Annotated in this window: 16 protein-coding genes; 5 read left to right on the forward strand and 11 right to left on the reverse strand. The window is 40.6% G+C overall.

Going from position 1 to position 14,472, the window contains the following annotated elements; all coding sequences use genetic code 11:
* Window positions 1-99 precede the first annotated feature (99 nt).
* Together MSHOH_RS10740 and MSHOH_RS10745 are read left to right on the forward strand one after the other, a co-directional pair.
* The gene (locus MSHOH_RS10740; RefSeq protein WP_204245416.1) at window positions 100-1,167 is read left to right on the forward strand and encodes a hypothetical protein; all 1,068 of its coding nucleotides are present in this window, start codon (window positions 100-102) and stop codon (window positions 1,165-1,167) included.
* Window positions 1,168-2,118: a mechanosensitive ion channel family protein gene (locus MSHOH_RS10745; RefSeq protein WP_048139544.1), complete on the forward strand. Its 951-nt coding sequence runs from the start codon at window positions 1,168-1,170 to the stop codon at window positions 2,116-2,118. It begins immediately after the preceding gene.
* Between the two features lie 20 nt (window positions 2,119-2,138).
* On the opposite strand, the gene MSHOH_RS10750 is transcribed toward MSHOH_RS10745, so the two are convergent.
* Both MSHOH_RS10750 and MSHOH_RS10755 read right to left on the reverse strand, forming a co-directional pair.
* Window positions 2,139-2,654 (reverse strand): DUF421 domain-containing protein, encoded by a 516-nt coding sequence (locus tag MSHOH_RS10750; RefSeq protein WP_048139546.1) that lies wholly within the window; start codon window positions 2,652-2,654, stop codon window positions 2,139-2,141.
* A gap of 281 nt (window positions 2,655-2,935) precedes the next feature.
* Entirely contained in the window at window positions 2,936-3,889 is a 954-nt protein-coding gene (locus tag MSHOH_RS10755) for a mechanosensitive ion channel family protein (RefSeq protein ID WP_048139548.1), read from the reverse strand.
* A gap of 338 nt (window positions 3,890-4,227) precedes the next feature.
* Between MSHOH_RS10755 and MSHOH_RS10760 the strand changes: the two genes are divergently transcribed.
* From MSHOH_RS10760 to MSHOH_RS10770, 3 genes are all read left to right on the forward strand, one after another.
* Entirely contained in the window at window positions 4,228-5,034 is an 807-nt protein-coding gene (locus MSHOH_RS10760) for an AzlC family ABC transporter permease (RefSeq protein WP_082089321.1), read from the forward strand.
* Window positions 5,034-5,372 carry a branched-chain amino acid transporter permease gene (locus MSHOH_RS10765; RefSeq protein ID WP_048139552.1) on the forward strand — a complete coding sequence of 113 codons (339 nt, stop codon included), beginning with the start codon at window positions 5,034-5,036 and terminating at the stop codon, window positions 5,370-5,372. Before MSHOH_RS10760 ends, MSHOH_RS10765 begins: the two co-directional genes overlap by 1 nt.
* 76 nt (window positions 5,373-5,448) lie before the next feature.
* Window positions 5,449-6,324, forward strand: a complete 876-nt coding sequence (locus MSHOH_RS10770) for a 4Fe-4S binding protein (RefSeq protein ID WP_048139554.1) — start codon at window positions 5,449-5,451, stop codon at window positions 6,322-6,324.
* A 792-nt stretch (window positions 6,325-7,116) separates the two neighbouring features.
* Here the strand turns inward: MSHOH_RS10770 and MSHOH_RS10775 are convergent.
* The 9 genes from MSHOH_RS10775 to MSHOH_RS10810 form a co-directional block, all read right to left on the reverse strand.
* On the reverse strand, window positions 7,117-7,341 hold the full coding sequence (locus MSHOH_RS10775; protein ID WP_048139556.1) for a hypothetical protein: 225 nt from the start codon (window positions 7,339-7,341) through the stop codon (window positions 7,117-7,119).
* A gap of 154 nt (window positions 7,342-7,495) precedes the next feature.
* Window positions 7,496-8,560 (reverse strand): hypothetical protein, encoded by a 1,065-nt coding sequence (locus MSHOH_RS10780; RefSeq protein WP_048139558.1) that lies wholly within the window; start codon window positions 8,558-8,560, stop codon window positions 7,496-7,498.
* Between the two features lie 206 nt (window positions 8,561-8,766).
* The gene (locus MSHOH_RS10785) at window positions 8,767-9,276 is read right to left on the reverse strand and encodes a nitroreductase family protein (RefSeq protein ID WP_239451337.1); all 510 of its coding nucleotides are present in this window, start codon (window positions 9,274-9,276) and stop codon (window positions 8,767-8,769) included.
* A 216-nt stretch (window positions 9,277-9,492) separates the two neighbouring features.
* Window positions 9,493-10,017, reverse strand: a complete 525-nt coding sequence (locus MSHOH_RS10790; RefSeq protein ID WP_239451338.1) for a hypothetical protein — start codon at window positions 10,015-10,017, stop codon at window positions 9,493-9,495.
* Window positions 10,018-10,226: 209 nt separating this feature from the next.
* Entirely contained in the window at window positions 10,227-10,775 is a 549-nt protein-coding gene (locus MSHOH_RS10795) for a ferredoxin-thioredoxin reductase catalytic domain-containing protein (RefSeq protein WP_048139562.1), read from the reverse strand.
* A 12-nt stretch (window positions 10,776-10,787) separates the two neighbouring features.
* Entirely contained in the window at window positions 10,788-11,093 is a 306-nt protein-coding gene (locus MSHOH_RS10800; protein WP_048139564.1) for a glutaredoxin family protein, read from the reverse strand.
* 183 nt (window positions 11,094-11,276) lie between these two features.
* Window positions 11,277-12,761: an MFS transporter gene (locus MSHOH_RS10805; protein ID WP_048139566.1), complete on the reverse strand. Its 1,485-nt coding sequence runs from the start codon at window positions 12,759-12,761 to the stop codon at window positions 11,277-11,279.
* A gap of 265 nt (window positions 12,762-13,026) precedes the next feature.
* Entirely contained in the window at window positions 13,027-13,251 is a 225-nt protein-coding gene (locus MSHOH_RS25190) for a zinc ribbon domain-containing protein (protein WP_275425582.1), read from the reverse strand.
* A gap of 3 nt (window positions 13,252-13,254) precedes the next feature.
* Window positions 13,255-14,190 carry an RNA-guided endonuclease TnpB family protein gene (locus MSHOH_RS10810; protein ID WP_239451339.1) on the reverse strand — a complete coding sequence of 312 codons (936 nt, stop codon included), beginning with the start codon at window positions 14,188-14,190 and terminating at the stop codon, window positions 13,255-13,257.
* Window positions 14,191-14,472 lie beyond the last annotated feature (282 nt).

Consider the following 14,472-nt stretch of genomic DNA (forward strand, 5'->3'; position numbering starts at 1 on the left):
TTCTGGAACAATAGCTACTGTAAACTAATCTGAGATTAATGAGTCCTTATCTTACACGGTGTCTATTAAAGTATAATACACGAAATAGAATATAGGGATATGGTGAAGATTCACAGTAACGACTCCGATAAAATGGTCCTCGGCGAGGTTCTGGGGCTCAGGGACAGCATAGGAGAAATCCAGGAAGCAATTGCTGACTTTGACGTTGGAAAAAGACTGAATGTAGCTATTATAGCCGAACCTCTCGGAGGAAAAACGACCCTGATTAACGAAATCGAGAAACTAAATATAAGCAGGGCGACAAAAATCACATTTTCCGGGATTGTCCGGGATAAAAGGGAGACCTCTCTTCCCGAAGACGCAAAAAGAGTCGTGATTTTAGATAACTGCCATTTCCTGTATATGAGAAAACCTGGAGGTTTTGATGTATTTTATGAATTCCTGAACATGGTTAGCTCACAGGACAGGATATTTATTACCACTTGGAACACCTTCTCCTGGAAATATTTAAACGAAGTCTTCAGGCTTGATAAGTATTTCCCTGTACTGATATCTGTTCCCCCTTTTAAAAAGGAAAATTTCGAAGACCTTCTTTTAAGAAAGTATGAAGAAGGGGAAATCATATTTGGTAACGATGAAGAGGCAAAAGAAGAAGCTCTGGTTTATATAGAAGACTATCCGCTTGAATTGGCCTCCCTGGGAAGGAAAATTTACCTCCCGATTCTGAGAATTAATCTTTCTTACCTTAAAAAATGTATTTTAAACAGGAAAGAAAAAGAAAAAAAGGAAGAAAAAGAAACTGTTGAGAATCGGGTTTTTGGAGAAATTTACCGGGAATCAAAAGGTAACCCTGGTATCGCACTCAGGGTCTGGGAAATCGGGATTGATTATCCCCGTATAGAACCTGATGACGTGCCCCATTTTTCATATGACATAGAACTCGAACAGGAGGAAGCTTTTGTCCTGGAACTGATACTTTCATACCAGGGTCTGAGAAAAAGTGAGATTGTCGACACGATAGACTCTACTTTAAGGACGGATGAAATTCTCTTCCAGCTCCTGAATCAGGAATTAATTTTTGAGCATGAGGACGGATCTTTTCGTGTAAGGCCAGAAGCCCTGCGCAGTGTCATCGCATATCTGGAAAAATTTAGGCTGGTGTGGTAAATGGTAAATGGAGAGGAGACTGTAGAGACAGGCAGAGAGCAACTTCTGGAGACCCTAAGGTCTATAGAGACACAAACTCTAGTAACTATGATATTGATTCTCCTTGTCGCATACATACTCGGAAAAATAGTAACCATTATACTCTCAAAACTATCGGAACAAATGAGCCGCAGTGGCAGTGTAAAAGTCAAAATGATTATCCCTGCTATAAAGTTTGGAATTTATGTTATCGCTTTTTATTATTTCTTAGGGGAAATACTCACGATATTCGGACCGGAACTGTTTCTCCTGACAGGTCTTGTGGGTGCGATCATTGGTTTTGGATTAAAAGATATTTTTGCAGATTTTGTTGGAGGAGTTGTAGTTGCTTTCGAAAGACCTTACCAGGTAGGAGACAAAATCACCCTTGGAAACTATTATGGTGAAGTAATTGATATAGGGCTAAGGGCGACAAAACTAGTCACACCGGATGATGACACTGTTACAATCCCTAACAGCCTGATTTTTAATGAATCCATTGCCAGCAGCAATTATGGGGACCCGGAGATGATGGTTGTAATAGATCTTTATATCGCATCCGAGTCCGATGTAAACGGTGCAATGAAAATTTTAAGGGAAACAGTTGTGAGTTCCAGGTATATTTATATTTCCAGAAGAAGCCCTATTATCCTGCTGCATAAATCTCTTCCTTTTTATACAAGGTTAAGAGCCAGAGCATATGTAAACGACCTTAGAGACGAATTCGAGTTTGAATCCGATGTGCACACAAGAGCCTGGATAGAGTTTAAGAAGAAAGGGATCAGAGCTCCACAACTCCACGTCCTGAGTGTTCCTCCAGTAGAGGAAGGACGCGAATCAAGTGATTCAACCCGAAGAAACGTTCGGTTAAACCGGAGAAACAGAAAAGATTCCGAGTTTAATATCGACTCTCAGAAAGACTCTGAACTCTGAGCCTAATTTTGTTTGATTCATTAAACTTTTAATCCAATTATATCGGGTTCCTTTCCTTCTTTTTCTGACTGGCTTATTATTGAGAAACTACCATCAGTTTCTAGGATGACAGCCCCTATATGTTCCATATTTGCATATCCATGATTCCTCACAGACTGCTCAATTTCTTCTTCAACAACTCGGGAGCGCTTCATTGAATCTTTAATGTATTTCCCGTTGTAGTACACAAGAGAAGGCTCATTCTTTATAATACGCTTAACAGTGTCCGACTTTACCGTCAGCCAGGCAACTACATACTGCAAACCTATCAGGACTGCAAGAGCGGTTACTCCTTCAGTAAGTGAAACATTTCTATTCAAAAGAAGAGATCCGAATGTAGATCCGAGAGCGATTGTAACTACAAAGTCGAATGCATTAAGCTTGGAAAGTGTACGGTTTCCCGAAATTCTTAATAAAAATACAAGTGCAATATATCCCATCACTCCAAGGATAAAAATCCTTCCGATATCGTTCCAGCTATTGAAGAACAGGCCCATTGTCCAATCCCCTATTAACCGAGTAAGTTTGCGGATGCTGGTTAGATAAGTTATTTTTCTTACTGACCAGGCAAGTTATGTTTGACGAGGTAAGTTATGTTTCTTGCTGGCCAGATAAATTATGTTTTTTTATTATCGGATATTTTTATATATGTAAATTAGTTGTATTATATCGTTGTCAGTTCTGAGACCCAGGTGTGAGGAAATTTAAAATCTCGGAAACTGAGAAAGCTATATTTTTGGGAAAAATTGATGGGAGCTCAGAGAGGACAGCATACGTATTATTTTTTATCTGCAGCATTCATGAGATCAATGCCTACTGCCGTTCCTACCATAATATCTTCTTCTTTTTCGAGAGCCTCAAGAATATTTGAGATCAGAAGGTGACTTATTGCTCTCCTTTGTCTGGGCTTCACCACGTACCTTAACCTCATTTCTATCCAGTTTTCCTGCAGCTTTGTATAGAGTTTTGTCTGCACATCATAGGTTGTAATGAAGTACTTTTCTCCCATGAGAAGGAGATCAGTATTAGCCAGGCTTTCGAACTCTCCTACAATAGGGCTTGCAGTTTCAAGGATTATCTCTTCGGCTTTTTTCCAGTTGCTGCCGTAAATCAGAAGAATCCTGATTTCGTCCCAGATAAAGGAATAGTCTTTTGTATAATTTTTTATCGTCTGGTTGAGAACAAAACTGTTCGGGATGTGGAGAATCCTGCCAGTGTACTGGTCTGCATCCACCCATTCCCTGATTTCCATAACTGAGGTGCTGAAACTTCCTATATCCAGTACGTCGCCTGTACACTCTCCGACCTGGATCCTGTCTCCTGCTTTAAACGGGCGGGATATGATGATAAGAATTCCTCCGGCCAGGCTCCTCAGGAGGTCCTGCAGTGCAATCGCAACTCCGGCGCTCAGAATACCATAGGCAATGAGCAGGGTGGTTGTCCTCTCAACCCAGATCGCAAAAAGGGAGGCAAGAGCAAATACTGTTACAAGAATAGATATCGCTTTCCGCATAGTATATCTATCTTTGGAAGTCGAAACTCTTCTAAGGATGAGGCTGTCGGCAATGGAATTAATTATATAGGCTAGAAAAATTACAATTAAAGAGACAAGGAGAGCATCCAGTAGAGATCTGTCCTCGAAGATATAATAGTCAGTCAAATACCGAATATATGCAATAATAATTATCAAGAACAGCAGGATAAATAAATTCAGCCGCTGGAGAATCCTCATGTAATTAAATATAATACTTTTTTATATATCAATATAGTCAGCCCTGCGAGGTAATTAATTCAAAATCACTTAGCTTGTCCTTGATCGTGTCAGTAGCTGATTAACAAAATATCACCGGTGTTTTCACTTTTACCTAATTCATCTTATTCACTTTTTTAAGTGATCTTCAAGTTGTGAATTAAAATTACGCAATAATCAGCTTTTACCATAATAAATCGATAATTTTCACATTTATTCAGATTACTACATATATTCATTAATTTTAAATATGATAAATACAATTTTTGTTTTTCATTCTTCAAGGAAAACTGCAGCAAAAAGGTAACAGAAGAGATAGTATGACAGAAAAGGAGGTAAAAAGGCGCAAAGAACGGAAAGGCAATACAGACCTTTTTGTGAGCGCCCTCAAGACCACAATTCCTGTATTTCTCGGATATATACCTCTCGGAATGGCTTTTGGGTTCCTGCTTGACGGAGCAGGTTACCACTGGATTTATGCTTTCCTTATGAGCCTCCTTATTTATGCGGGTGCGGGCCAGTTTCTGGCAGTGGCTTTACTTGCTGCAGGAGCCGGGCTTACGGAGTTTGTCATAGCTACTCTGCTTCTTAATCTCAGACATTCATTTTATGGGCTGTCCCTGCTGGAAAAGTTTTCCGGCGTCGGGAAAGTCAAGCCTTACCTTATCTTTGCATTAACTGACGAAACCTATGCCCTTCTGACTACAACCGAAGTTCCTGCAGGCGGGTCAAAGTCAAGATTTTACTTATATATTGCAGCTCTCGACCATCTTTACTGGATTACAGGGTCCGTACTCGGAGCAGTGCTTGGCTCTCTGCTGGACCTCAACCTTGAGGGTATGGCTTTTGTGCTGACAGCCCTCTTTGTGGTGCTGACCATAGAACAATATTTCAATTCTAGCGTACGCTTTCCTTTCATAGCCGCAGTCGGAGCAGGAGCCCTCTCCCTCATACTTTTCAGTCCTGACAACATGCTGCTGATTTCAATTATTCTGGGGACTCTTATTCTGATGGGCAGGGAAAAATTGATGCAGGGAAATATAAGTGCGAATAAAGGAATGAGGAAACCTAATGCAGTGGCAGCTCAGCCTGTTCAGGTTCAGGATGGTTCAAAGGAGGAAAACTGATGAACGAAACCCTTCAAATGCTTGTAACCATAGTGGTAATAGCCCTTGCGACTTTTACTACAAGGGTTCTCCCTTTCCTGTGTTTTGGCTCAAGAGAGCCTCCGGCAATGCTCTCAACTATTGAAAAGAATCTGCCTCCAATGATCCTTCTCCTTCTAGTTATTTATTGCCTGAAAGATGTGCAGTTTCTTGCAGCTCCTTACGGGGTTCCGGAGCTTTTCACAATAGGGGTTGTTGCAGGACTGCACTTCTGGAAACGAAATGCCATGTTAAGTATCTTTGCAGGCACAGGACTTTATATGGCGGTTGTGCAGTTCAATGTCTTTTCTTTTCTCTAACTTTTTATGTAAATTATATAATTCACAATATTGATATATACCATAGATCATGCCTCTTAAAGTGAAGTGACTTTATATGGCTGATAAAAAAATTGACTTTTCTTCACTCAAAAGCAAAGGTTTTCTGCCTCAGAGGCAGGAAAATATGTTTTCAATGCGGCTGAAAGTCGTGAGTGGGAATCTGGATGCCGAAAAACTACGGGCAATTGCAGATGCAGCCGAGAAATACGGCTCCGGCTATGTTCATATAACCTCAAGGCAGCAGATTGAGGTTCCTTTTGTCAAACTTGAAGATGCGGAAGCAGCAATCAGTGAACTTGAAAAACTGGGTATCTCAGGAGGCGCTGCCGGAAAGAGAGTAAGAGCCGTTGTCGCCTGCCAGGGAGATAGGGTCTGCAGACACGGGCTAGTCGACTGCCAGGAGCTGGCACGCATAATCGATGAAAAATATTTTGGGGAGGCTGTCCCGAAGAAGCTCAAGATTGCAGTAACAGGCTGCCCCTCAGCCTGTGTGAGACCTCAGGACAACGATTTCGGGATCATGGGCACGGTAAGACCTCAAATCCTCGAAGAAAATTGCGTTGGCTGCAAGCTTTGTGAAAAGGCATGTAAGATGGGGGCAATAAAAGTCCTGGAAAACAAAGCCTGGATAGACACGGAAAAATGCATCCTGTGCGGAGCCTGCATTGCAGCCTGCCGGAAAGATGCACTCAGAGCAGAAAAAACCGGATGTACAATCTTTGTCGGAGGCAGGGCAGGACGTCAGCCCAGGCAGGGGATAAAACTTCTTGGGCTTGCGGACAAGGAGCAGCTTTTTTCAATTCTTGAAAAAACCTTTGAGTATTACAGGAGAGAGAGCCTTGACGGAGAGAGGCTCGGAGATCTTATTGATAGGCTGGGAATTGAAAAATACTTAGATACAGTTGGCTGTGTGCCGCACACTGGAGATTAATAGCGTAGTTAGATAAAACAAAAAAAGATCCGCCCAGAATTGATTGTTTAGATAACCCAAACCCGTCATCCAGTAAAGGGACAGTATGCAATAGTCCAAATAATAATGATAATTATGTTTATCTATCCACTCAATGTATGAACAGGATTCTCATGCCTGAAATATATACGTATCTGGCAGGAAAAATTATTAAAAAATTATTAAAAAATTATTAAAAAATTATTAAAAAATTGTTATAATCTCTAATTGTGTGTTTTTGCTATACTCTTCCAGAGCTTCTTAATTATACGGGAAGGATGCAGAAAAGTAAATAATACAAAAAGTAAGTTATGCTCTCGCGAGCATTCTATGTAATTCCTTTCTATCCTGAAGCTCTTCTTCAATAGCCCTTCGGAAATCTTCATGATCCTCAAATGTCAGATATGCTTCTTTTTCCATTGTTATGACCTCGTTAATATCTTCAAGTCTTTCATTTTCTTCAATTACTTACTTGAACGCTTTCGGAATACTTCAGAAAACTAGTTCATAAGTAGATGGTAGGGTTCGAGTCCCTATTCTCGAGGTCCCTGCCTGCGGTCCAACACAAAGATTAAGAGGAAACCCTATTACCCTTAACCCAGGTATATATAATAACAGGGTAATATATATCATAATTGATGCGAAAGATTGTTTCTAATCTGAAATTTCAATTTAATTAAAAAATTGTACCATATCTAAGATTTTAGTACTATTGAAAATAGTAGAAATAGCATAAGAAAAAAATGTCCAATAAACTTGAAATTTTACGTTAAATTATTTTTGCTTAAAAACAGTTATAGGGGATACAGTAAACAGCGCCTCTGAGTTTCTTATTATGCTATGCTTCTTCTTATGCTGTTTTTTTATCTCAAACTCTACTATCTCAAACTCTACTTTTACATCCTCTTTGAGCCATGCCAAATCCCGGCAATATCCAACAACATCTACCCCGAAATTCATCGTAGGCTCATGGCTCGCTGCTATATCCGCAAAAGGCATTTCGAAGTCCTCTGTTAGTCTTTCTATGTCCGTTAAGACTCCTTACAGGTATTCTATATCATTTTTTTCGAGAGAGTCGAAAAATACCGGGAAGAAGTTCTTCCCTAAATCTCCTTTAACTCGCGGAAAAAATAGATTGCCTGAAAGCCGTCAGTTACCTTTCAGGTTTTGCCTTCCCTCCAAGCCAGATCCCTATCGCTCCCAGCCCTATCAGCACTGCTATAAAACGTACGAGCCAGCCAAGAAAAGGAATCTGATACACTATCGCAAACACAATCGCTCCGACAAGGTAATATGTCATCTTACTGGCTTCTTTTTTGAAAACCTTAATGTAAATCGCTGCGCCTGCAAGCAGTTTGACCGGTATCGTAGCGATAAGCAATGCGAGCATAAAGAGCAAGATCAGCAGGACAGATAAACTCCATCCGAAGAATGTAATTAGTAGAATTATAGAGAGCACCGGGATGAGAATAAGGAGCAAAATACCCACCAGGCCGGCTTTCAGCGTCGAGAATCTCACAACTTTCGCAAGTTCGGTTACGAAAACAGGGAAGGTATAGATAAGAATTAAGCCCAGAGCAAGAGCTGCAAGCAGACCCAGGATAAAGGAGAAAACACTGAAACCTTCAGCGCCTGCATACTGTTCCTGCGCTCCGGTTCTGGTAGTGATGCTCAGGTTTCCCCCTACATCATCCTCAAGATCAACAGGGTAGTTGTCAGCTTCAAGTTCAAGATCCCCTTTAATCTCAAAGTTTTCTCCTGTCCTGAGGGTTCCGGCAGAAACCGAACCGTCCCCGTTGACAACCCCGTTAAGAGTGACTTCCCCTCCAGCCAGCAGGATATCTCCTTCAACCGTGCTGTCCTGAGAGAGAAAAACCTGCCCTCCGGCTACTACCAGGTCTCCACCGACGTCTCCGTTTACCCTGATAGTGCCTCCGAATGCCATGATATTTCCTGAAACGTCCCCGTTAACAATCAGTTCCCCGCCAGCGCCGATGAAGTCATCCGTAACATTTCCGTTTATCTCAAGCATGGACCCTGCAAGCACCAGATCTCCCTGGATATCCTGGTCGATCTGAAGGTTATCTCCGGCACCGAAAGCGTTTCCTGAACTCGTATATTCAAGGTAATTCTCTTCATCTGCAGCTCCTGCCGAAAAAGGCAGCACGGAAAAAAGTATCATAAATAAAACAAGTAGTAGTGACAGTTTCTTTTCCATAAATTCACCTTCTATTATCGTATAATGGAATGTTTATAGCAAATTTCCCGGATAAATATCAGGATATTCTGTCTAATTCTGTCTAATATACCCGATTTAATACCATAAACGGATATAAACCCATAGAAAAACTAAAAGGTACTTAAAAAGTAAGAATGTAGAGAAAAAGCCTCCAATTTGCTCTTTAACCTGTGTTCTGGGAGGCTTTACCATAAATTGTCGTGAATTCTTGAGACTTCATACCTTGATCTTCCTGTTTTTTCTTCTGCCGGATGACCTATTGCAATTGCAGAAAAAGGAATCATCTGCTCAGGAATGTTAAGCAAATCCCTTATTCCGGTGACGAGTTTTTCAGCCGGGTAAATCCCTATCCAGACAGCTCCAAGCCCCTGATCATGAGCAGCGAGCAACATATTTTCGCTTGCAGCCGAGCAGTCCTGAACCCAGAACTCTTTAAATTTAGGAGTTTCAGGGTCTGCGCAGATAAGTAACGCTGCCGGAGAATTCTTCAGCATCTTTGCATAAGGATGTATTTCCGAGATTTTTTCAAGCAGATCATGCCTGTCAATTATAATGAAATGCCAGGGCTGTTCATCTCCTGCCGATGGTGCGCTCATGCCTGCTTTCAGGATATTCTCAATTAGATCTCTGCTGACCGGATCCGGCAAATATTTTCGGATGCTTCTTCTGGTTAAAAGTGCGTCCATTGTTTCCATAAAAATTACCCCCATTAGTTAATATTTTTTTATAATGGATAAAACTATTGTTGTGACTCGCTTGTTGTGACTCGCTTTAACGGCACGGTTGAAATGCAAAAAAAGCGAAAAGTTATGACAAAGGAGAAATATAAGTAAAAAACAAAGATTAGAAAAATGTCCGAAAATACATGCATACAAAATCTATTGAACGTACGGATCATGTGTTCTGTAATGTTACACGAGCAATAAAGGGCTAAAGCCTGTGTTCCCGAAATTATCCTTTGAGTCTGTATGTACAGAATCGCAATAATCGTTCCACATTTTTTCAGTCATAGTACAGACCTGTATCGTGCATGGAGAATCTTCGAACTTCTTATGGAAAGCCCCGACAAAATGCAGATCTTTCGTTTCTAAGATGCGGCTTCGAAGGTATTTGAGTCCTTCATCTCTAAATACACCACTGAGACGGTATTTAACTGCAATAGCAACGATATGCTCCGAAGGTTTGTAAAACTTCCTTGCAGTAGTAATAATCAGGCGCCCAATTCCGGGTTTTGAAGCATCCGAAGTTTGCAAAAACATTATAGGATACAGAACCAGGTCTTCAGTTTTACCTAATTTAAAGATTTCCTCAAAAAGCTCAAAAGTCCTTTCTTTATTGTCCAGAGATTTAATTGCTCTCTTTGTTTCGGACAGAACAATACTTTCATCATTTTGCTGTGCTGTAACGGTGACGAAGTGTGGGTTATGGCTTATCATATAATCTCTGACTGTATATATTTAATTTTAAAGTATTTATTATTGACTGATTGACGAGAAGCAGTTTTCTCTACCGCCTCAGAAATAATTAGAAAGTAGACCAAAAAAAGCAACAGACAGCTTAAAAATGAATAAAAATGCTCTCTTTGAAAGAGAGGAAAAAAGTTTCAATTGAAAAATAAGAAAAAGAAAGAGGCTGCATCTAGCAGTTACATGAACCGTTCAAACCTTTCTTTCCTTGCCTTGCAGATAGGACAGACTCCTGGAGCCTCATCCATGGCACAGAGATATCCGCAGACCTTACATCTCCATACCGGTTTTGAAAGTTCCCCTGAAAATTCCATGGTATCCATCATCTCCTCTCTCTTCTTTTCTTCGGCTTTCTCAGCATCTCTCTGTTCCTTAGGAGGGCGCCTCTCAGGAATCGATTCAACCCTTCTCTCTTCTCTAATGACATCGTCAGACACATAAAGCGCACAGTAACAGGCTCCGTAATCGTTCAGATCGGGATCTCTGTAATAGCAGGGACAGATAATATCAAGATCCTCTTCTTTGTTGTCGGCAGAGAGCCTGCACGGGCAGGACCAGTAACCGTAGCGCCTTTCATTTGCCAGTAGCCCACGTACAAGGTCTTTTGTGAACTCAACATCAGGGTTGAGGTGATAGCCTGACTTCTCAACCTGGTCTCTCAGCCGCCTATAAACTTTATCAACTTCTTCTTCTGATATGCCTTCTTCGGAAGCTTCCTCTTCTTTCAACCTGAGTCCCCCTTAAAAGCCAAGAGCTTCACGAATTTCTTTTTCTTTAAAACCCACAATTGCCTTTTCATCGTTTATGACAGTAGTGGGAAAAGAAGTCGAGGGGTTGTAACGCCTTACTTCCTCGATAACCTCCTTTTCTTCGTCTCCGTCAAGCCTGTCCACAAAAACATACTCAAAATCTACGCCCAGATCGGTGAGCAGTTTTTTTGTTTTTTTACACCATACGCAGGTGCTCAGCCCGTACATTATGACCTTACCCCTGTCAATTCCGGAAACATGGTCCCCTTTCTCTTTATTCTGGCCAAAAAGATCCACTTAGTATTCCCCCTGGTAACAATAAGTCAGTCGTATTTTGCATTTCAATAGCGCTTTATCAAGACACAGTCTTGCTCTGGATATGTGACAGTAAATAAAAACCCTCCAGATTGTAGATATTATAACTCCTTATCAGAAAATGTCGGATAAAGTATATAAAATTGAGATATACTCGGGTTCCATTCACCGTAAGGATTTTTTATTCACTCCAGACACACCAGTATGATCCAGGCCTGTTTTTCCTCTCACCAGGGATGCGAATACCCCGATAATGCAGAATATCGTAAACAGGATAAACGCATAATGAAGGCTCGAAATAAACTGGGGATAATACTCGGGTGTAATCTGTACCGGACCGATAACAATCGCAAAGATCATCATCGCAATACCCATCGAGAGCATCTGACCAAGGAGTCGCATAGTTCCGTTCATTCCTGATGCGACACCATAGAATCTTTTATCAACCGCACTCATAATGGCATTTGTATTGGGGGACGAAAAGAGCCCGAAGCCTGCACCAAGCACCAGCAAGCAGATAATCAGGTACCATATTGGAGTAGTCTCTGTAAGGAAGATCAGAAGAAAGAGCCCTAAACATGTGAGTGACATACCCGCAGATGCAACGATGCGCGGCTCAATCCTGTCTGAGAGTCTTCCGGCAGCAGGAGAAATAATTGCCTGGACAACCGGCTGAGCTATCAGAATAAGCCCGGCATGTTCGGGAGTAAAACCTTTTGTGTACTGTAGATCCAGACTCAATAGAAAGGTCACTGCAAATGTTGCACTGTAGTTAATAAGCGCAGATAAGTTTGAAAGAGCAAAGACCCTGTTTTTTGTGAGGAGCCGAATATCAAGAACAGGGAAAGGTACCCGCATCTCGTAAAAGGCAAAGATAATAACTCCGCCAAGTCCTGCTGCTATGAGAGCAGCTCCCGTAATGTCGGGAAGAACTGAAAAACCATACATGGTAGCAATGACTGCTGCACTGTAAATAATGGATCCTATCAGGTCAAATTTCTCTCCTTTGCACTCAAGCCAGTCGCCTTTCAGCTTCCAGAGAATAAGAAGGACAGTTATGATGCCGAGAGGGACATTTACAAAGAAAATACTCCTCCAGCCGAGATAATGCGTCATCATGCCGCCAAGGAAAGGACCAAGAGAAAGGCCCAGATAGACCGCAGTAATATAAATCCCGAGAACTTTTCCACGCTCTCCGGGTGGAAAGGCAGAGGTAAGAATGGCAACCCCTGTCCCGAAAATCATAGCACTCCCTACGCCCTGTAAAACCCGTATTCTGATGAACATTTCAGTTGAAGGGACCATGGTCATTAACAGGGACGCAAGGCTGAAGATAGCAATGCCGTAAAGAAAAACCTTTTTCCTTCCGTAAATATCTGCGATTTTCCCGAAAGGGACAAGGCACACTGCCGAGGAAAGAAGGTAGGCGGTTGCAACCCAGGAGAGGGAAATCGCATCCATATGAAATTCTGCCCCAATTGTGGGCAGGGCAATGTTTACTGCCGAACCGTCAAAGGGAGTGATAAATCCGGCAAGTATCGCAATAATGAGTACAACTTTTTTTTCTGCGGCATTATCATGAGTATCAGCAGTACGGCAGATTTCCGGAACTTCTCCAGATGCTCCGGTTTTTTTCATTTCTTTTACCATGTTTATCACTGATCAGAAGGATCTTAATGGATCGTGATCTTCACTGGAGAGTCAGGAAACTCTGGAAGATTATATAATTCAGGCAGTTTTAAGCAGTAATGCTCTCCTCAGAATGTATAACCTGCTTTTTTTCTTTGTCAAAAATAACCGATTAAGAACCTTAGTATAACCTGCTTGTTATTAAATATTATACTATTCAGTCGGCTTTTAAATAGACTCGAGGTACTGAGTCAACTACCTCCCCCTAAAGGAGGAGGCTTGGATATCAAGTATCCGTATGGATGGTTGACAAACATCCCTGAGATTCTAAGATATACCTGGAATCTCGTGTTCTATGTTCTATGTTGCGAGCACTATTCAAATCTGCATTTAACTCAAACCCACAAGTTTCACAGTGGAATCTTAATCCTTTTCTATTATTTTTAGAGATGTGGTTACATCTATTACAAGTTTGAGATGTGTATTCAGGATTAACATACTCAACTAAAATCCCTTACTGTTTAGCTTTATAATCAACGAAGCTCTGTAATTGTCTGAAAGCCCAACTGTTATGTAAATAACGTTGTTTCTTTCTGAGTTTTCCATTAGTATTCTCTCGAATGTCGGTTAGATCTTCAAGACCAATTACAGATACCTTTTCGTGAACTGCAAATTTAACGATAGCTTTAGAGATGCAATGGTTAACATCTTTCATAAAACGTTGCTCTTTACCTGCTAAGCGTTTTAACACTCTTTTAGCTGATAAAGTTCCCTTAGATTGTAACCTTGCTCTCATTTTAGAATAGATATTACGCTTGTTTTTTATTTCTCCACCTGCAAAAAACTTACATTTTTTGTCAGTAGTAGAAGCAACAGCAAGATAGTTAATTCCAACATCTACACCCATAAAAGTAGATGCTTTTTCTATCGCGGGTTCTTCTATTTCCTGAGAAACTGTTAGATGGAAATAGTAATCTCCGTTATAATGTTTTACAACTTTAGAAGCTGCAAACTTCCAAGGTTCTTTAAAATATTGCAGAGCATAATCATAGTTCTGAATTTTGTATGTTTTCCTTCCTGAACTAAATGTAGTTATGCTAACTGAATCTTCCGTTATTGTATAATCTCTTTTATAAGAAAGAGTCATGGAAGACGGAGTATAAACTAACTTCTGCCATTCTGATTTTTTACATTTAATTTGATCAGAAAGAGTTTTATAAGATCCTGCAACTTGTCTAGGGATGTTACAACTTACCTGAGATTTTAATCCTAGTTTTTCTCTCAGATAACCATATACAATTCCCTGTAATTTTCTTGCAGGAATTACTTTTCCATTCTGAAAGACTACTTCTGAAACATAGTTCATTCCTTCAGAATATTTCTGCATGGTTTCCACTAAGTCATTATCAACATCTATAATTTTTAGTTGTATTGTTTTAGTGGATTCCATAGTATATTACATTCACACGAAAGTATTTACAGTTTGCGTGTGAATAGTACTATTGCAGGGATTGTAAAGATGACGCATTCCTCCTGCCACTGAAGTGACAGGAATCCTGCTTAAAGGAGTTGAAATTTATACGCTTAACAGATAAAAATTTTCGTTTAATCCTGATTTTAGTTTCCTATACTTTTTTAGATAGATTCTTATTTTATTTAACGAAACAAAATCTCTTACAGGATTTGGAAACTCTTCAGAGAAATCATTCGGGAAGGATCCTGAATTTCTTAA

The organism is Methanosarcina horonobensis HB-1 = JCM 15518 (genome assembly GCF_000970285.1).
Classification (GTDB): domain Archaea; phylum Halobacteriota; class Methanosarcinia; order Methanosarcinales; family Methanosarcinaceae; genus Methanosarcina; species Methanosarcina horonobensis.